This is a genomic window from Pseudomonas sp. TMW22090, from assembly GCF_022496665.1.
GTDB lineage: Bacteria > Pseudomonadota > Gammaproteobacteria > Pseudomonadales > Pseudomonadaceae > Aquipseudomonas > Aquipseudomonas gregormendelii.
Map to the genome: position 1 here is coordinate 91,307 of NZ_SCFH01000002.1, position 17,334 is coordinate 108,640.

Annotated in this window: 18 protein-coding genes; 7 read left to right on the forward strand and 11 right to left on the reverse strand. The window is 60.4% G+C overall.

Annotated features, from left to right (window positions below):
* Window positions 1-15: 15 nt before the first annotated feature.
* Window positions 16-894 carry a 4-hydroxy-tetrahydrodipicolinate synthase gene (dapA, locus tag EQV97_RS06460; RefSeq protein WP_045058767.1) on the reverse strand — a complete coding sequence of 293 codons (879 nt, stop codon included), beginning with the start codon at window positions 892-894 and terminating at the stop codon, window positions 16-18.
* A 327-nt stretch (window positions 895-1,221) separates the two neighbouring features.
* Here dapA and EQV97_RS06465 point away from each other — a divergent pair, with 327 nt between their 5' ends.
* Entirely contained in the window at window positions 1,222-1,782 is a 561-nt protein-coding gene (locus EQV97_RS06465; protein WP_045058768.1) for a glycine cleavage system protein R, read from the forward strand.
* 11 nt (window positions 1,783-1,793) lie between these two features.
* Window positions 1,794-2,267: a peroxiredoxin gene (locus EQV97_RS06470; protein ID WP_045058769.1), complete on the forward strand. Its 474-nt coding sequence runs from the start codon at window positions 1,794-1,796 to the stop codon at window positions 2,265-2,267.
* Window positions 2,268-2,355: 88 nt separating this feature from the next.
* Here the strand turns inward: EQV97_RS06470 and EQV97_RS06475 are convergent, their stop codons facing one another.
* Together EQV97_RS06475 and EQV97_RS06480 are read right to left on the reverse strand one after the other, a co-directional pair.
* A complete protein-coding gene (locus tag EQV97_RS06475) occupies window positions 2,356-3,426 on the reverse strand; it encodes an AI-2E family transporter (RefSeq protein WP_122837823.1) in 1,071 nt (356 codons plus the stop codon).
* Between the two features lie 32 nt (window positions 3,427-3,458).
* Window positions 3,459-3,698 carry a sulfurtransferase TusA family protein gene (locus EQV97_RS06480; protein WP_045058771.1) on the reverse strand — a complete coding sequence of 80 codons (240 nt, stop codon included), beginning with the start codon at window positions 3,696-3,698 and terminating at the stop codon, window positions 3,459-3,461.
* Between the two features lie 98 nt (window positions 3,699-3,796).
* On the opposite strand from EQV97_RS06480, the gene EQV97_RS06485 reads away from it, so the two are divergent.
* Complete coding sequence (locus EQV97_RS06485) at window positions 3,797-5,230, forward strand: M48 family metalloprotease (RefSeq protein WP_225571089.1); 1,434 nt, start codon at window positions 3,797-3,799, stop codon at window positions 5,228-5,230.
* 77 nt (window positions 5,231-5,307) lie between these two features.
* Here EQV97_RS06485 and EQV97_RS06490 read toward each other — a convergent pair whose 3' ends face one another.
* The 4 genes from EQV97_RS06490 to rpoE form a co-directional block, all read right to left on the reverse strand.
* Complete coding sequence (locus EQV97_RS06490; RefSeq protein ID WP_122837820.1) at window positions 5,308-6,741, reverse strand: DegQ family serine endoprotease; 1,434 nt, start codon at window positions 6,739-6,741, stop codon at window positions 5,308-5,310.
* Between the two features lie 181 nt (window positions 6,742-6,922).
* Window positions 6,923-7,879, reverse strand: a complete 957-nt coding sequence (locus tag EQV97_RS06495; RefSeq protein WP_240888706.1) for a MucB/RseB C-terminal domain-containing protein — start codon at window positions 7,877-7,879, stop codon at window positions 6,923-6,925.
* Between the two features lie 8 nt (window positions 7,880-7,887).
* On the reverse strand, window positions 7,888-8,475 hold the full coding sequence (locus EQV97_RS06500; RefSeq protein WP_122837818.1) for an RseA family anti-sigma factor: 588 nt from the start codon (window positions 8,473-8,475) through the stop codon (window positions 7,888-7,890).
* A gap of 31 nt (window positions 8,476-8,506) precedes the next feature.
* On the reverse strand, window positions 8,507-9,088 hold the full coding sequence (gene rpoE, locus EQV97_RS06505; RefSeq protein ID WP_007944079.1) for an RNA polymerase sigma factor RpoE: 582 nt from the start codon (window positions 9,086-9,088) through the stop codon (window positions 8,507-8,509).
* Window positions 9,089-9,647: 559 nt separating this feature from the next.
* On the opposite strand from rpoE, the gene nadB reads away from it, so the two are divergent.
* Complete coding sequence (gene nadB / locus EQV97_RS06510) at window positions 9,648-11,264, forward strand: L-aspartate oxidase (RefSeq protein ID WP_122837817.1); 1,617 nt, start codon at window positions 9,648-9,650, stop codon at window positions 11,262-11,264.
* Here the strand turns inward: nadB and EQV97_RS06515 are convergent.
* On the reverse strand, window positions 11,233-11,685 hold the full coding sequence (locus EQV97_RS06515; RefSeq protein WP_240888707.1) for a protein YgfX: 453 nt from the start codon (window positions 11,683-11,685) through the stop codon (window positions 11,233-11,235). The genes nadB and EQV97_RS06515 overlap by 32 nt on opposite strands.
* Entirely contained in the window at window positions 11,669-11,923 is a 255-nt protein-coding gene (locus EQV97_RS06520) for a succinate dehydrogenase assembly factor 2 (protein ID WP_045058777.1), read from the reverse strand. The genes EQV97_RS06515 and EQV97_RS06520 overlap by 17 nt, the downstream gene beginning before the upstream one ends.
* A 149-nt stretch (window positions 11,924-12,072) precedes the next feature.
* Between EQV97_RS06520 and EQV97_RS06525 the strand changes: the two genes are divergently transcribed.
* The gene (locus EQV97_RS06525; RefSeq protein ID WP_240888708.1) at window positions 12,073-13,014 is read left to right on the forward strand and encodes a folate-binding protein YgfZ; all 942 of its coding nucleotides are present in this window, start codon (window positions 12,073-12,075) and stop codon (window positions 13,012-13,014) included.
* 38 nt (window positions 13,015-13,052) lie between these two features.
* Window positions 13,053-13,874: an HDOD domain-containing protein gene (locus EQV97_RS06530; protein ID WP_122837814.1), complete on the forward strand. Its 822-nt coding sequence runs from the start codon at window positions 13,053-13,055 to the stop codon at window positions 13,872-13,874.
* A 38-nt stretch (window positions 13,875-13,912) separates the two neighbouring features.
* Here the strand turns inward: EQV97_RS06530 and EQV97_RS06535 are convergent, their stop codons facing one another.
* Window positions 13,913-15,298 carry a sensor histidine kinase gene (locus tag EQV97_RS06535; protein ID WP_240888709.1) on the reverse strand — a complete coding sequence of 462 codons (1,386 nt, stop codon included), beginning with the start codon at window positions 15,296-15,298 and terminating at the stop codon, window positions 13,913-13,915.
* Window positions 15,291-15,962 (reverse strand): response regulator, encoded by a 672-nt coding sequence (locus tag EQV97_RS06540; RefSeq protein ID WP_045058781.1) that lies wholly within the window; start codon window positions 15,960-15,962, stop codon window positions 15,291-15,293. Before EQV97_RS06540 ends, EQV97_RS06535 begins: the two co-directional genes overlap by 8 nt.
* 377 nt (window positions 15,963-16,339) lie before the next feature.
* Between EQV97_RS06540 and EQV97_RS06545 the strand changes: the two genes are divergently transcribed.
* Window positions 16,340-17,317 (forward strand): tripartite tricarboxylate transporter substrate binding protein, encoded by a 978-nt coding sequence (locus tag EQV97_RS06545; protein WP_122837811.1) that lies wholly within the window; start codon window positions 16,340-16,342, stop codon window positions 17,315-17,317.
* The last annotated feature ends 17 nt before the right edge of the window (window positions 17,318-17,334 follow it).

Sequence of the window (17,334 nt, forward strand, 5' to 3'; positions counted from 1 at the left end):
GTAGTACTTCCTCAATTAAACCAGGACGCCGGACTGGCGCATGGCCTGCCGCAGCGGTTCGTGACAGGCAGTGCTGAGCCAGGTGAGCGGCAGACGGATACCGTCCGGCATCAAGCCCATTTCATGCAGCGCCCATTTCACGGGAATAGGGTTGGATTCGATGAACAGGGTTTTATTGAGTGGCATCAGCTTTTCGTGAATGGCGCGAGCCGTGACGGCGTCGCCTTTCAGAGCGGCGTTGCACAGGTCGGCCATGGCGCGCGGGGCCACGTTGGCGGTCACCGAAATGTTGCCCTTGCCGCCCATCAGGATCAGTTCGACGGCGGTCGGATCATCACCCGAGATCACCAGGAAGTCTTCGCTCACGCCATCGAGAATGGCCTTGGCACGAGACAGGTCGCCGGTGGCCTCCTTGATGCCGATGATGTTCTTCACGGTCGACAGGCGAATCACCGTGTCGGCCTGCATGTCGCACGCGGTGCGGCCAGGCACGTTGTAGAGGATCTGCGGGATGTCGACAGCTTCGGCGATGGCCTTGAAGTGCTGGTACAGGCCTTCCTGGGTCGGCTTGTTGTAATACGGCGTCACCAGCAGGCAGGCGTCGGCACCCGCGGTCTTCGCGTTGGTGGTCAGCTCGATGGCTTCGCGCGTCGAGTTGGCGCCCGTACCGGCGATCACCGGAATGCGCCCCGCAACCTGCTTCACCACGAAACGAATCACTTCGATGTGCTCGTTCACGTCAAGGGTGGCCGATTCACCTGTAGTGCCGACCGCCACGATGGCGTGGGTGCCGTTTTGCAGGTGAAAGTCCACCAGTTTGCTCAGGCTGTCCCAGTCGAGACGACCCTGTGCATCCATGGGTGTGACCAGTGCCACCATACTGCCCGCAATCATGCAACCGCTCCTGCCGGAAAAAGAGAGCGGTAATGGTACTGGCGCCAAGATGCTTGTACAAGCGAAGTACTGCGCTGCTGCCATTCCCCTTGGCGCCGCTTTTCGCTACCCTTCAGACTTTGATCGGTACTGATAAGCTCGTACGCCGGGTTCCAGCCTCCATTTTCGGCATCATAAGCCCCGATCCAGCGTTGCCACCCTTCGCTCTTGCCTCAATAGAGCACGTTGCAACCTGCCATCGGGTTTTCTGAATTCGCATCCGCAGGCTCGTGCACGGTAAAAAAAGCCCGTTGAGGTATCGACCGCTCATCGCTTTAGGAATGCTGCATGTCCACCCCCACAGTTCGCGAACAATTCCTTGTCATCAGTGCCCTCGGCGCCAACCCTATGGAGCTGACTAACGTCCTGTGCCGCGCCAGCCATGAAAATCGCTGCGCCGTGGTCACCTCCCGCCTGACCCGTCATGGCGAGTGCAGTGCGTTGGTCCTCGAGATCTCCGGCAGCTGGGACGCCCTGGCTCGCCTCGAAGGCAGCCTGTCGGGCCTGGCCAAGAAGCACGCCTTCACCGTCAACGTAGTGCGCAGCGCCGCCCTGGAGAATCGTCCTCAGGCCCTGCCATACGTCGCCTACGTCAGCTCCGCCTATCGCTCGGACATCATCAACGAGCTGTGCCAGTTCTTCATGGACCATAACGTCGAGCTGGAAAACCTCACCTGCGACACCTATCAGGCGCCTCAGACCGGCGGCACCATGCTCAACGCCACATTTACCGTGACCCTGCCTGCCGGCGTGCAGATCAGCTGGTTGCGCGATCAGTTCCTGGATTTCGCCGATGCGCTGAACCTGGACGCACTGATCGAACCGTGGCGCCCACAGAACCCAATGTAAGGAAGCTTTTCATGGCCGTTGCCATCGACCAACCGGTTGCCGACTTCGAAGCACCCGCCACCAGCGGGCAAACCGTCAACCTCGCCAGTCTCAAGGGCAAGCAGGTGGTGATCTACTTCTACCCCAAGGACAGCACGCCAGGCTGCACGACCCAGGGCCAGGGCTTCCGTGATCAGCTCGAGGCGTTCAAGGCGGCTAACACCGAAGTGTTCGGTGTGTCCCGCGACAGCCTCAAGTCCCATGAGAACTTCAAGGCCAAGCAGGCTTTCAACTTCGAGCTGATCAGCGACAAGGAAGAAGCGCTGTGCCAGCTGTTTGATGTGATCAAGCTGAAGAAGCTGTATGGCAAGGAGTACATGGGGGTGGATCGCAGCACTTTCCTGATTGATAAGGACGGTGTGCTGCGCCAGGAGTGGCGGGGGGTCAAGGTGCCGGGGCATGTGGATGCGGTGTTGGCGGCGGCGCAGGCCTTGAATAAAGCGTGACCCTTTAAAGATCGCAGCCTTCGGCAGCTCCTACAGAGAAATTTGCGAAATCCTGTAGGAGCTGCTTTAGGCTGCGATCTTTTACAGCCTAAAGCAGCGGCGCCACCACCGGCTCCTTGCGCGGCCACGCATCCAGCACGGCCTTGAACAGCGTCGCCAGGGGGATCGCAAAGAATACCCCCCAGAAGCCCCACAGCCCGCCAAACAACAACACTGCGCAGATGATCGCTACCGGATGCAGGTTCACCGCTTCCGAGAACAGCAGCGGCACCAGCACGTTGCCGTCCAGCACCTGGATGATGCCGTAGACTGCCATCAGGTAGATGAACTGATCGCTCCAGCCCCACTGGAACAGCGCAATCAGCAAGACCGGCACCGTCACCACCACGGCGCCGACGTAGGGCACAACCACCGAGATGCCGACCAGCAACGCCAGTAGCGCTGCGTAGTTGAGGCCCAGCACCACGAAGCCGATGTAGGTCGCGCCGCCGCAAATGAAAATCTCGATGACCTTGCCGCGGATGTAATTGGCAATCTGCCGGTTCATTTCATGGGCCACGCGGGTGATCAGCGCCCGCTCACGAGGAAGATAGCCGCGGACCCATTCGCCGATCATTTCCCGGTCCTTGAGGAAAAAGAACACCAGGATCGGCACCAGGACCAGGTAGATCATGATGTTCACCAGCAGCGGCAGGCTCGACAGCGAGAACGTCAGCGCCCACTGGCCGAAATTGCCGATCTCGCCCCGTGCCACTTCAATTGCCCGTAACACCTGCTCGTCCGATACCAGATGCGGATAACGTTCCGGCAGCAGCAACAGCAACGACTGCCATTTGGCGAGCATGCCGGGCAGCTCGTTGAACAGGGTGATCAGCTGGTGCCAGAGCAACGGCACCACGACGACGATGAACACCAGTAACACACCCATGAACAGCGCGAACACTAGGCCCACCGCAGCGCCACCGGGTACGCGCAGCCGTTCGAGCGTCACCACCAGGCCCTGCATCAAATAAGCCAGCACCATGCCTGCAAGCACAGGCGCGAGCATCCCGCCCAGGGTCAGGACTGCGGTAAATGCCAGGAACAGCAGCACCGCCAGCACCACGGCTTCTTCGTCGGAGAAATAACGCTGAATCCAGTCGCGTAACACCTTGAACATCAAAAATCCTTAAGAAACGAACCCAACGCCATTCAGGCTTTTTTCAACCAGTAGCGGTACACGCCTGCTTCATCTTCTTCGCGAAGCAGCGTATGACCGGCCAATCGGGCAAAGGTGCGAAAGTCGCGCTGCGAGCCCGCATCCGTGGCGATGACCTTGAGTACTGCGCCGCTGGCCAGGCGATTGAGTTCGAGCTTGGCCTTGAGCAGCGGCAACGGGCAACTAAGGCCGCTGGCGTCCAGCTCGGCATCATGGGCTACAGCTTCAGTCATTGCATCACTCCGGGTCAGGCGGTTGAACGGCTTAGAATATCTGGTCCGAAGGCAAGTGTCCGGCTACAGTAAGGTCTTTGTCGACTAAGGCTTTGTGCATGACCTTTCTGCGCCCTACCCTGCTGACGCTCGCTTGCCTGCTCGCCTCACCGGGCTTCGCCGACGACCTGCCGTCACTCGGCGACGCCAGTTCTGCCATCGTCTCGCCGCAACAGGAATACCAGCTGGGCCGCGCCTGGCTCGCCCTGTTGCGCAGCCAGGTCTCGCAACTCAACGACCCGCAGCTCAAGGATTACGTCGAATCCAGCGTTTATCGCCTGGTGGAAACCAGCCAGGTGAATGACCGGCGCCTGGAGTTCATCCTGATCAACAGCCCGCAGCTCAACGCCTTTGCGGCGCCCGGCGGGATTGTCGGGGTCAACGGTGGCCTGTTCCTCAATGCCCAGACCGAAGGCGAATACGCCTCGGTCCTCGCGCACGAATTGGCTCACTTGTCGCAGCGCCATTTCGCCCGTGGCGTTGAAGCGCAACAGCGCATGCAGGTGCCCATGATGGCCGCGCTGCTGGCCGGGATCGTGATCGCTGCAGCCGGTGCCGGCGATGCAGGGATCGCCGCAATTGCTGGCAGCCAGGCGGCGGCGATCCAGGAACAGCGCCGGTTTTCTCGCCAGAACGAACAGGAAGCCGACCGCATCGGCATTCTCAATCTGGAAAAAGCCGGGTACGACCCGCGCTCGATGCCCAGCATGTTCGAGCGCCTGGGGCGCCAGTACCGCTTCGACGCCAAGCCCCCGGAATTCCTCCTGACTCACCCGGTCACCGAATCGCGCATCGCCGATACCCGTAACCGCGCCGAGCAGGCCAAAGCCGGCGGCATAGAAGATACGCTGCGCTACCAGCTGATTCGTGCCCGCGTGCAACTGGTTTACGAAGAAACCCCGGGCCTGGGCGCCAAGCGTTTTCGGGCTCAGCTGGAAGAGAATCCGAAAAGCGACGTAGCCCGTTATGGCCTGGCGATCGCCCAGATCAAGGGCGGCCAGTTGAACGAAGCGCGGGAGAACCTCAAGCTGCTGCTGGCCAAGTCGCCCAACGAGATCATCTACAACCTGGCGCAAGTGGACCTGGACATCACCAACAATCGCCTGGCGGATGCCCAGACGCGTGTTGACCGGATGCTTACCCAGTACCCCGGCAACTACCCGCTGAACCAGGTGCGCGTTGACCTGCTGCTCAAACAGAACCGCGCAGCCGACGCCGAGAAGGCGCTGGAAGGCCTGCTCAAGTCCCGCCCTGATGATCCGGACGTGTGGTACCAGGTGGCAGAAACCCGCGGCCTGTCGGGCAACATCATCGGCCTGCACCAGGCGCGTGCCGAGTACTTTGCACTGGTGGGCGACTATCGCCAGGCCATCCAGCAACTGGATTTCGCCAAGCGCAAGGCAGGCAGCAACTTCCCGCTGTCGTCGCGCATCGATGCGCGTCAGCGTGAGCTGATGGAACAGGAACGGATGGTCAAGGACATGATGGGCTAAGCGGCCCGAGCATCAATCTGCGCACATAAAAAAACCGCCTCTCTCGAGGCGGTTTTTCATTCAGCCAACAACCGGTGTTATTCCGCCAGCTTGAAGGTGATGAAGCTGGCACGCCCCTGACGCAGGACTCGCATCGACACGGAACGGTTTTTCGGCAGCGCCTTGGCGATTTCTGTGAACTCCTTGGTGGAACCGATCGCCTGGTTGTTCAGGTGAGTGATCACATCATTGGGCTGCAAGCCGATCAGCGAAGCAGGACCGTCCTGGACTTCCTTGATGATCACGCCACCCTTGAGGTCGTAGGTTTTCTTCTGCTCGGCGGTCAGCTCGGCCACCGAGACACCCAGGCGATTGCTGCTGCGCTCGACGCCGGATTTAGCCAGGGTTTCCAGCTCTTTGCCTTCTTCCGGGATCGCGCCAACGATCAGTTCCACATTCTGGCGTTTGCCGTCACGGATCACTTCCAGGTTGGCCTTGGAACCGGCCTTCAACGCGCCCACCAGGTGCGGCAGGTCCGCAGACATGACGATCGGCTGACCGTTCATGGTGAGGATCACGTCGCCGACCCGCAGGTCACCCTTGGCAGCAGGGCCGTCATCCTGGATCTGCGCAACCAGGGCTCCGGCCGGCTTCTCCAGGCCAAACGACTCGGCCAGATCCTTGTTCACTTCCTGAATGACGACGCCCAGCCAGCCGCGGCTGACCTTGCCACCGCTTTTCAGCTGGTTGGACACATCCATGGCCACATCGATCGGGATGGCGAACGAAACGCCCATGAAGCCACCGGAGCGGGTGTAGATCTGCGAATTGATCCCCACCACTTCACCGTTCAGATTGAACAGCGGACCACCGGAGTTACCCGGGTTGATCGGCACGTCGGTCTGGATGAATGGCACATAGTTTTCGTTCGGCAGGCTGCGACCAATGGCGCTGACGATGCCTTGGGTCACGGTGTGGTCAAAGCCGAACGGCGAACCGATGGCAACCACCCACTGGCCCGCCTTCAGGTCCTGGGACTTGCCCAGTTTCAGAACCGGCAGGTCCTTGCCTTCGATTTTCAGCAGGGCCACGTCGGAACGTGGATCGGTGCCGACCAGCTTGGCTTTCAATTCGCTACGATCGGCAAGACGCACGAGAATCTCATCGGCATCGGCGATCACGTGGTTATTGGTGAGGATGTAGCCGTCAGACGAGATGATGAACCCCGAGCCCAGGGATTGCGCCTGCTGGCGATCGCCCCTTGGCGAGCGCGGCGAGCGTGGCTGCGGCATGCCGCGTTCGAAAAACTCGCGCAGCATGGGCGGCAAGCCTTCGAGGTCGGGCATGTCCTCGGCAGATACTTTACGGTCCGGCAATTTTTGCGTGGTACTGATGTTGACCACAGCCGGCGAGGCTTGCTCGACCAGTTGGGTAAAGTCAGGCAACTCTACCGCCTGTACGGCGACGGCCTGCCCGAGCACCAGCACAGTGGCGACAATGGAAAGGTAAGACTTCAAGCGTGGTATCGACATACGGCTCCCGTTACAACGAGCATGATTAAGCGATATGGAGCAAGGAACACCGGGAAAGATACGCCGGTATTTTTGTTCCGGGAACAACAAACAAGGCCAGAGCCGAGAGGCTGTGACCTATAAAAAATTCTGGATTGTTTTGCAAACTGAAATGCTCACCAAACATTTCGATATCGACTCACTACTTGGCTGCAGTGGCATCGGTGCGCATGGACAGCGCGATTCGCTCAGCGGTGCCAATCGGAATCTCACCGACGACCGTTACCATGATCTCGCCTTGAGGCGTGGTCAAGCGCCGCGAAACCGCAACGGTGGGTCCCAACTGCGTGCGGGTGTCAGTCACCGCTGCGCCGTTCAGGGGTTCAAGGAATACCGAGAATCGAGACAGGCCGTCGCCATACATCAGGCTGCTGACCTGAGTCTTCGTCTGGAGATCCTTGTGTGCGGAGCTGCTGACCAATTCAAACCCAGGCGGCAACCAATCCGAGCGCCAGGCTTGCGCAACGTTTGCAGCAGAAGCCTTGTCGCCATCGGCGACAATCATCTTGCAGTCGGCGCCCGCTTGCAGATCACTGTCGGAAGGTACGTCGGAAGTATTGAGCTGGGTGAACTGGAAGCGTTCAAGCAACTGCCCCTTATCATTCAACAACAATGATTTGAGTGGCAGGCCGGTTTCCTTATCAAGATGCAGCTCGAAACCGTAGCGATGCTGATCCCGCGGCGTCAGCGCAACAATCACTGCTGGACGCCCGGCCACACGCGATTTGCCGATCACGGCAATTTCATACCAGTTCTTGAGCTTTTGTGGATCAAGTGCACGAGCAGCAGACTTGGAGGATTCCCCAAGCCCTGCAATCAGGGTGCCGCTGACGCATTGAGTACGCCCATCGACACGTACGACTTCCTGAGCCGAGCCGTCGAGCTGGAGTAGACGCTCACGGATCTTGCCATCCTGGACACGATGCCAGATGTTGTGGGTAGAAAAGCTACCATTACGCTCGTAGACAAAAGTACCGTTAAAGCTTTGCGTCTGCTCGGCATGGCCCAGCCGGGTCAACCAGTCCTGGGCTTCATCCGCGTGGGCTGGAACAACGAACCAGCCACTGAGCAGAAGCGAAAGTAGAGGTATGGCGCGCATGATCCTCCTTAACGGTTTTCCAGGCTTGCTGCACGAGCGTATGGCAGTGCGCTTTCAGTACCTTTTAACGCAGCTTCCTGAGCGTGTTGGCGCAGGTAGGTCGGCAGACGCTGGTCGTGCCAGCCTGGCTGACCTTGCAGAACGCCATTGGCCATAGGGCCAGTCGCTTCAGAACTTTCACTATAGCCTGCCAATACCGCTGGGCCTTTGACCTGAGGAACGGCCAAGCCAGGCTGGTTGGACTGCTGTGCCAATTCGACACCGGCGATCTCGTCCTGGTTGTACAGGCGAACACCGGCCAGCACGGCCACGGTCACGGAAGCAGCTACTGCCAGGCGACCCAGGCTACGCCATGGACCGCGAGTGGCTTTTGCCGGTACGGTTTCGTCAGCCAAGGCTGCCGATACGGCCGCCGCAATATCCAGGCGTGGAAGCAGCAGATCCTTGTGCATGACTGCCCGAGCGATTTGATAACGAGCCCAGGTTTCACGGGTTTCAACATCGTCGAAGGCATTCAACACCCGACGCAATTCCAGTTCGTCCGCTTCGTTATCCATCACTGCGGACAGCGATTCCTGCAGGGCTTCACGACTCATGGCGTTCCTCTCTTGGCTGTCGCCGCTGTCTTTAGTTTTCCTGCAACAACGGCTGCAGGGCTTTATCGATGGCTTCCCGAGCGCGAAAAATCCGGGAGCGCACGGTACCCACCGGACACTGCATGACTGCTGCAATGTCCTCGTAACTCAGACCATCGAATTCACGTAAAGTTAAGGCCGTACGCAAATCTTCTGGCAGTTGCTGGATGGTCCGATGGACGGTGCCTTCGATCTCATCCCGCAGCAATGCGCGTTCTGGGGACTCGAGATCCTTCAGGCCATGATCGCCATCGTAGAACTCTGCATCTTCGGAACTGACATCGCTATCCGGCGGCCGGCGGCCGCGTGAAACCAGATAGTTCTTCGCCGTGTTAATGGCGATGCGGTAAAGCCACGTGTAAAACGCGCTGTCTCCGCGAAAATTACCAAGTGCACGGTACGCCTTGATAAAGGCTTCCTGTGCCACATCCTGGGCTTCATGGGTGTCGTGCACGAAACGCACGATCAACCCGAGAATTTTGTGCTGATACTTCAGCACCAGCAGATCGAAAGCTCGCTTGTCGCCACGCTGAACGCGCTCGACCAGCTGCTGATCCTCTTCCTGGGTTAGCATGAACACTCCTCGATAAGCTCGAAGGAGGCTTGCATAACTAAACGACCAGACTTGCAAACATAGACTCGGGCTTTTCGCAAAAGTTCTCCCCCTCCAAGCAAGTTTCCTGCGGGCTCTGATTTGGCACGCACGAAAAGCGCAGCGCGGGTCAACCCGGCTGCGCGAATAATCTTGTCGCCGGATTCACGTGGCAGGCCTCTGAACACAGATCCCGCACTGAAGCCGACACTGTCCCTTGATTCGGGCAACGGTCTATTGATCTTGGCACTTTGGCAAAAGTTCCAATTATTTATAGCCTTGCACCAGCAGCAATGGGCCAATTCGAGCAGAAAACGACTGTTAAATCCACGATACAGTCATGCTGTCGCCGAACCGGTGAAAAAACCATCCGACGAAGCGTCCGACTTTTCCTGTCATCGTAGTTTCACAATGCCATGCCGCCTCGGCTATTGTGCCGCTCCCCCCCTCTATATACTAGTGGGCTGTGTGGCTGCCTTGACTTGCCGTTGCGGAGTCTTGCGCCAACCCCGACTCGGGTCGCTTTGTGCGGAATTCTGAAATGAGCCAACAGTTTCAACACGATGTTCTGGTAATAGGCAGTGGCGCTGCAGGCTTGAGCCTGGCGCTGACCTTGCCTGGTGATTTGCGCATCGCCGTCTTGAGCAAGGGCGACCTCGCCAACGGCTCGACATTCTGGGCCCAGGGCGGGGTCGCTGCAGTGCTGGACGATACCGATACTGTCGAATCCCACGTTGATGACACCCTCAACGCCGGTGGCGGGTTGTGCCATGAAGATGCCGTGCGTTTCACCGTCGAGCACAGCAGGGAAGCCATTCAATGGCTGATCGACCAGGGCGTGCCCTTTACCCGTGACGAGCAGTCCGGCACTGAAGATGGCGGATTTGAATTCCATTTGACCCGCGAAGGCGGTCACAGCCATCGGCGCATCATCCACGCCGCCGATGCAACCGGCGCTGCAATTTTCCGCACCCTGCTCGCCCAGGCCCGGCAAAGACCGAACATTGAACTGCTGGAGCAGCGGGTGGCGGTCGACCTGATCACCGAAAAACGCCTGGGCCTGGCCGGCGATCGCTGCCTGGGCGCCTACGTGCTCAACCGCGGCACCGGGGAAGTCGACACCTACGGTGCGCGGTTTGTGATCCTCGCGTCTGGCGGTGCCGCCAAAGTCTACCTCTACACCAGCAATCCCGATGGCGCCTGCGGTGACGGGATTGCCATGGCGTGGCGCTCGGGCTGCCGGGTGGCCAACCTGGAGTTCAACCAGTTCCATCCGACTTGCCTGTATCACCCGCAAGCCAAGAGCTTTCTGGTGACCGAAGCCCTGCGCGGCGAAGGTGCGCACCTGAAACTGCCCAACGGCGAACGTTTCATGCAGCGTTTCGACCCGCGTGCCGAACTCGCGCCCCGGGACATCGTGGCACGGGCCATCGACCATGAAATGAAGCGCCTGGGGGTGGACTGCGTCTACCTGGACATCAGCCACAAGCCGGAAGCGTTCATCAAGAGCCACTTCCCGACGGTCTACGAACGCTGCCTCGAATTCTCCATCGACATCACCAAACAGCCGATCCCCGTGGTACCGGCTGCGCACTACACGTGCGGCGGGGTGATGGTCGACCAGCACGGTCGCACCGATGTTCCGGGCCTGTATGCCATCGGCGAAACCAGCTTCACCGGGCTGCACGGCGCCAACCGCATGGCCAGCAACTCGCTGCTGGAATGCTTTGTGTACGCACGGTCAGCGGCGGCGGACATTCTCGAACAGCTACCTGCAGTGTCGATCCCGATCGACCTGCCGGTCTGGGATGCCAGCCAGGTCACCGATTCGGACGAGGACGTGATCATTGCGCACAACTGGGATGAACTGCGCCGTTTCATGTGGGACTACGTCGGCATCGTGCGCACCAACAAGCGTCTGCAGCGCGCCCAGCATCGGGTACGTTTGCTGCTTGATGAAATCGACGAGTTCTACAGCAACTATAAAGTCAGCCGGGACCTGATCGAGTTGCGCAACCTGGCCCAGGTGGCCGAGCTGATGATCCGCTCGGCCATGGAACGCAAGGAAAGCCGCGGCCTGCACTACACGCTCGATTACCCGAACCTGTTGCCGGTGGCGCTGGACACTATTCTGGTGCCGCCCACCTACGCCGACTGAACCTCAACCGCACCCGCAGGCGGCGGTGCACATCTACCGCCTGCGAATCCCGGGGTACGCACACTGATCGGAACCATCGCCCGCCTCGCAGGCGAAAGCGCAACACCACGATCAGTGGCAGCGCCAGGCTGTCGGGGCGCAACTGCACTGGCTGCCAGCCCCTGGCCTCATTCCACAACTGCCAGCCATCGGCATCCCGACGCAGCCCGCGAAAGGCCTGGGGATGACTCAACAGAATCTGCCTCGGCAAGACCCACGTACCGTGGGCCAGGCACAGCAGCACCCCAAGCGCAGTGGCCCAGAGTGGAATGGAGAGCAGGAACAACGAAACCAGCGCGAGCAGTTGCGCCAGCAGATAGGCCGCCAGCAACTGCCGTGAGGCGTGCCAGCGGCATTCAAACAGCTTACTTGGGCTGGACACGATCCAGGATCATCCGGACCATGCGCTGCAGCTCCGGGTCTTCCGATTCAGCGCGTTCCATGAACCAGCCGAACATGTCCTGGTCTTCACACTCGAGCAACCGCACGTAGCAGTCGCGGTCGACCTGGTTCAGATGCGGATAAACCTCTTTGACGAAGGGCACCAGCAACACGTCAAGTTCAAGCATGCCGCGGCGGCTGTGCCAGTAGAGGCGATTGAGTTCAACATTTTCGACCATGGAGCGCTCCTCAAATAGGCCGCAAGTATACAGCCCAGTGCCCGGCGGGACACTCGGCTTTGGTCGGGCGCGACCAGGCTTTTGTAAACTACCCATTTCGAGGGCACACCCTTATGATGTCCTCCAGACTCTTTACCCTGCGATGACCCATGGCCGATTCTGCTTTTTTCTGCACCCTGTCTCACGAAGGCGTACTCGCGGTCCGAGGCGCGGACGCCAGTAAATTCCTGCAAGGCCAACTGACCTGCAACCTCAACTACCTGAGTGATACCCAGGCCAGCCTGGGCGCGCGTTGCACGCAAAAAGGCCGGATGCAATCGAGTTTCCGCATCCTGCTGGAAGGTGACGGCGTGCTCATGGCCATGGCGAGCGAACTGCTGGAGCCGCAGTTGGCGGACCTTAAAAAATACGCCGTGTTTTCCAAATCCAAATTGACCGACGAAAGCGCCGCCTGGGTCCGCTTTGGCCTGGAGCATGGCGACGCGGCACTGAACGCCCTGGGTCTCGACCTGCCGGCAGTCACCGACAGTGTCGCGCGCCAAGGCGGTCTCGTCGCCATCAGGGTTTCGCCTGACCGCGCCGAACTGTGGGTGGCTGCCGATCAGGCCGCTGCCGTGAAGCAACAGCTGGTTGCCACACTGGCTGAAGGCGAACTCAATCAATGGCTGCTGGGCCAGATTCGCGCAGGGATTGGCCAGGTCATGGCGGGCACCCGCGAGCTGTTCATCCCGCAGATGCTGAACCTGCAAGCCATCGGTGGGGTGAGTTTCAAGAAAGGTTGCTACACCGGCCAGGAAATCGTCGCGCGCATGCAGTACCTGGGCAAGCTGAAGCGCCGCCTGTATCGCCTGCAACTAACTGGCGATGCATTGCCGGAGCCCGGCGCGCCGCTGTTTGCCCCCAGCCATGCCAGCGCCATTGGCGAAGTGGTGATCGCGGCACAGGCAGGCCAAAACATTGAACTACTGGCAGTATTGCAGGCCGAAGCAGCGGAAGGTGGTGATGTTCACCTGGGCAGCCTCGAAGGGCCTGCCCTGACCTTGCTTGACCTGCCTTATGAGCTGGATCGCGACCGCGAAATCCAGCGCTGAAGGCAGCACCTGTCGCAATACCCTCCTGGATAGACGAAATGAGCAAGCTGGCGGAAAAGGTCCAACAGGATTTGGTTGCGGCCATCGACAACGATGACCTGGTTCTGCCTACGTTGCCCGAAGTGGCCTTGCAGATTCGCAAGGCTGCCGAAGACCCGGAAATCAGTGTCAGTGCCCTCGGCAAGGTGATTGGCCGCGATACGGCGTTGTCGGCGCGCCTGATCAAGGTGGTCAACAGCCCGTTGCTGCGCGCCACCCAGGAGGTCACTGACCTGCACACGGCGATCACCCGCCTGGGCGTCAACTACAGCAGCAACCTGGCGATTGGCCTGGTCATGGAGCAGATCTTCAACGCCCGTTCCGAGGTGGTCGAGCAGAAAATGCGCGAAGTCTGGCACAAGAGCCTGGAAATCGCCGGCGTCAGCTATGCACTGTGCCGTCGCTACACCCAACTCAAGCCGGACCAGGCCGCCCTTGGCGGGCTGGTGCACCAGATCGGCGTGCTGCCTATCCTGACGTATGCCGAAGATCACAATGAGTTGCTGGCCGACGCGGTGAGCCTTAATCACGTCATCGATCAGATCCATCCGCTGATCGGCGAAAAGTTGCTTAGGGTCTGGGATTTTCCCGAGAAACTGGTGCAGATTCCCCGGCTGTATCTGGATCTGCAGCGCGATTCCGAACGCCTGGACTATGTCGACCTGGTGCAGGTCGCCAGCTTGTACTGCCACAAGAACAGCAATCACCCGCTGTCGCGAGTCGACGCCCTTGAAGTGCCCGCGTTCAGGAAGATGGGAATTGACCCGCAGAACGAAACGCTGTGCAGGGATCTGGAAGAGTCGCGGTCGATGTTTTACTGAGCCTTGTGCTCAGTAAACCCGGGGCCACTGCGCAACCTTTACCCCGCGACAAAACTCACCCGAACCTTCAAGCCCGCGTGCTCGCCATCGTGCAGACTGATTTGTGCCAGGTGCGCACGGCAGATCTCACCGACAATCGCCAGGCCCAGTCCCGACCCGGCGACCTGCTGATTGCGTCGGTAAAATCGCTCGAATACCCGCTCACGCTCTTCAAGGGGAATCCCCGGTCCATCGTCCTCGACCTCCAGCACCGCCGGCGCAGAGACCCGCAGAATCACATTGCCGCCCGATGGCGTGTGGGCCAGCGCGTTGTCCACCAGATTACTCAGCAGCTCGTTCAACAGCGTGGGTTCGCCGCGCAACCACACCGGTTCGTCTGCTTCCAGGGCCAGCGCCACCCCGCGAGCATGGGCCAGAGGTGCCATGGCCATGCCCAGTTCACGGGCCAGTTGGCTGAGATCGAGCAACTGCGCACCGCCCTCGGCGATCGCCCGGGCGCCGTTCTCCACCCTGGCCAGTGACAGCAACTGGTTCGCCAGATGGGTCAGGCGGTCGGTGCCCTGGGCTGCGGTTTCCAGGGTGCTGCGCCAGGTTTGCGGTTCGGTTGCCCGCAAGCCCAGTTCCAGACGAGCCTTGAGCGCCGCCAGCGGAGTGCGCAACTCGTGCGCGGCATCGGCGATAAATTGCGCCTGGCGCTCGAACTGCCCCCGCAGGCGCTCGGTGAAATGGTTGAGCGCGCGCACCAGCGGCCATAATTCGTGCTGAACCTCCACCAATGGCAGTGGCCGCAAATCGTCCGGCTGACGCTCTTCCACGGCAGTGCGCAAGCGTTCCAGGGGCCGCAGCGCAGCGCTGACGGCAAACCACACCATCAACAGCGCTCCGATCGCCAGCATGCCCAGGCGCAGCAGGGTGTCCGCCGCGAGGCTGCGGGCCATGTCGACCCTGGCTTCATCGGTTTCCGCGACCCGAATCTCCGCCATGCCGTTCATGTTCGGCTCGCTGACCGGCTTGAGCAGGCTGACCACGCGAACATTCTGGCCCTGATACTTGGCGTTGTAGAACCGCGCAAGCGCCGGGTAATCGTCGGTGCGCGGGGTACCCGGGGGCGGTGGAGGGAGGTTTTCGTAGCCGGAGATCAGTTTCTGGTTGATGTCGTTGACCAGGTAGAAGATTCGCCCGGCGCTGTCGTAGGCGAAGGTATCGAGCGCCACATAGGGCACGTCGGCGCTGAGGGTGCCGTCGACCTGGGAGACCCCCGCCGCGATGGTTCGCGCCGAGGCCAGCAAGGTGCGGTCGTAGGCCGTATCGGCGGCCTCGCGACCATTCCAGTAAGCGCTTAATCCACTGGCCAGCATCAACACCACCAGCAACAGCGCCAGGTTCCACAACAACCGCCAGCGCAGGCTGCTGGGCTTATGCATCGCGGCTTTCCAGCAAGTACCCGAGGCCGCGGAACGTCACGATGGCGACCGACTGGCCGTCGAGTTTCTTGCGCAGGCGGTGCACGTAGATTTCGATCGCGTCGGGGCTGGCTTCCTCGTCCAGGCCGAACACCTGGGAGGCTAGTTGTTCCTTGCTCATCACCCGCCCCGGCCGGGCGATCAGCGCCTCGAGCACCGCCTGTTCGCGAGAGGTCAGGGTGAGCAACTCCTCTGCAAGGGTGAAGCGTCGGGTGTCCAGGTCGTAGGACAGCACACCGCAAGTCTGCTGGCGCTCGCCACCCAGCACGCTGCGGCGCAGCAGGGCCTTGACCCGTGCCTCGAGCTCGGTCAGCTCAAAGGGCTTGGCCAGATAATCATCAGCGCCCAGGTTGAGGCCGTGCACCCGATCCTTGACGTCGCTGCGGGCCGTCAACATCAGCACCGGCAGGTTCTTGCCCCGGGAGCGCAGCCGTGCCAGCACCTCGAAGCCATCCATGCGTGGCAACCCGACGTCGAGGATCGCCATGGCGTAATCCTCGCTGCTCAGTGCCAGGTCCGCCGCCACGCCATCGTGTAGCACGTCCACGGTCAGCCCCGTGCTTTTCAGCGCCTGGGCGACACTTTCGGCCAGCTGCAAATGGTCTTCGACGAGCAGAACACGCATGGATCTTTACCTCATTCAGGGATGGTCGACGCCATTCTTTGGCGCGAAGTTTACAGCCCGATCCGGCGCTGTGAAGCAGCAAAACCGTGAAAGCACGCTGAAAGGTTGGCGAAAGGTTGGCCCGTTACAGTCGGCCGACGGACGGTTTCGACTGCAAGCGATCACCCCTTGCTTTGAAATGTAGCTCCCGAAAAACGCCTTGAAGCGTTTTCGCCAATAAGAACAATAAACGAGGTACTGCACCATGCCGTCCACACGCCGCCAGGCTGACCTGTCTCGCCCATCTTCCGCTCCCCAACGCTTATCGACGCCATTGGCATGGTGCGAAATTGCTTCGCCTGAATCATTCCAAAAACAATAACTCCCCTGGAGACACCATGAATCGATCACTGCGCCGTTTCGCCCTCGCCGCCAGCTGCATGCTCTTCGCTGGCCAACTCATGGCCGAGCCCAAGCGCCCGGAATGCATCGCCCCCGCCTCGCCCGGCGGCGGTTTTGACCTGACGTGCAAGCTGGTACAGAGCGCCCTGGTGAACCAGAAACTGCTGAGCAAACCGATGCGCGTGACCTACATGCCCGGCGGAGTCGGCGCCGTGGCGTACAACGCGGTGGTTGCCCAGCGCCCGGCTGATGCCGGCACGCTGGTGGCGTGGTCAAGTGGTTCCCTGCTGAACCTGGCCCAGGGCAAGTTTGGTCGTTTCGACGAGAACGCGGTGCGCTGGCTGGCGGCGGTCGGTACCAGCTATGGCGCGATCGCAGTGAAAAGCGATTCGCCCTACAAGACCCTCGACGATCTGGTCCAGGCGCTGAAAAAAGACCCGAGCAAGGTAGTGATCGGCTCCGGCGGCACCGTGGGCAGCCAGGACTGGATGCAGACCGCGCTGATTGCCAAGGCCGCCGGGATCAACCCGCGCGACCTGCGTTACGTGGCACTCGAAGGTGGCGGTGAAATCGCCACGGCATTGCTGGGCGGGCATATCCAGGTCGGCAGCACCGACATCTCCGACTCCATGCCGCACATCCAGAGCGGCGACATGCGCCTGTTGGCGGTGTTCTCCGAGAAGCGCCTGGACGAGCCGGAAATGAAAGACATTCCGACCGCCAAGGAGCAAGGCTACGACATCGTCTGGCCAGTGGTTCGCGGGTTCTACCTCGGGCCGAAGGTCAGTGACGAGGACTACGCCTGGTGGAAAGACTCCTTCGACAAACTGCTGGCGTCCGATGAGTTCGCCAAGCTGCGTGATCAGCGAGAACTCTTCCCCTTCGCCATGACCGGCCCCGAGCTGGACACCTACGTGAAGAAGCAGGTTGCGGACTACAAAGTGCTGGCCAAAGAGTTCGGCCTGATCCAGTGATCGTCCCTGTCTAGCGG

Coding starts and splice junctions, on each gene's coding strand:
- EQV97_RS06525 (WP_240888708.1), top strand. CDS start 12,073: ATGGCCGATTCTGCTTTTTTCTGCACCCTGTCTCACGAAGGCGTACTC.
- EQV97_RS06495 (WP_240888706.1), bottom strand. CDS start 7,879: ATGCGCGCCATACCTCTACTTTCGCTTCTGCTCAGTGGCTGGTTCGTT.
- EQV97_RS06490 (WP_122837820.1), bottom strand. CDS start 6,741: ATGTCGATACCACGCTTGAAGTCTTACCTTTCCATTGTCGCCACTGTG.
- EQV97_RS06485 (WP_225571089.1), top strand. CDS start 3,797: ATGACCTTTCTGCGCCCTACCCTGCTGACGCTCGCTTGCCTGCTCGCC.
- nadB (WP_122837817.1), top strand. CDS start 9,648: ATGAGCCAACAGTTTCAACACGATGTTCTGGTAATAGGCAGTGGCGCT.
- EQV97_RS06545 (WP_122837811.1), top strand. CDS start 16,340: ATGAATCGATCACTGCGCCGTTTCGCCCTCGCCGCCAGCTGCATGCTC.
- EQV97_RS06520 (WP_045058777.1), bottom strand. CDS start 11,923: ATGGTCGAAAATGTTGAACTCAATCGCCTCTACTGGCACAGCCGCCGC.
- EQV97_RS06530 (WP_122837814.1), top strand. CDS start 13,053: ATGAGCAAGCTGGCGGAAAAGGTCCAACAGGATTTGGTTGCGGCCATC.
- EQV97_RS06480 (WP_045058771.1), bottom strand. CDS start 3,698: ATGACTGAAGCTGTAGCCCATGATGCCGAGCTGGACGCCAGCGGCCTT.
- EQV97_RS06540 (WP_045058781.1), bottom strand. CDS start 15,962: ATGCGTGTTCTGCTCGTCGAAGACCATTTGCAGCTGGCCGAAAGTGTC.
- EQV97_RS06465 (WP_045058768.1), top strand. CDS start 1,222: ATGTCCACCCCCACAGTTCGCGAACAATTCCTTGTCATCAGTGCCCTC.
- rpoE (WP_007944079.1), bottom strand. CDS start 9,088: ATGCTAACCCAGGAAGAGGATCAGCAGCTGGTCGAGCGCGTTCAGCGT.
- EQV97_RS06475 (WP_122837823.1), bottom strand. CDS start 3,426: ATGTTCAAGGTGTTACGCGACTGGATTCAGCGTTATTTCTCCGACGAA.
- EQV97_RS06535 (WP_240888709.1), bottom strand. CDS start 15,298: ATGCATAAGCCCAGCAGCCTGCGCTGGCGGTTGTTGTGGAACCTGGCG.
- dapA (WP_045058767.1), bottom strand. CDS start 894: ATGATTGCGGGCAGTATGGTGGCACTGGTCACACCCATGGATGCACAG.
- EQV97_RS06470 (WP_045058769.1), top strand. CDS start 1,794: ATGGCCGTTGCCATCGACCAACCGGTTGCCGACTTCGAAGCACCCGCC.
- EQV97_RS06500 (WP_122837818.1), bottom strand. CDS start 8,475: ATGAGTCGTGAAGCCCTGCAGGAATCGCTGTCCGCAGTGATGGATAAC.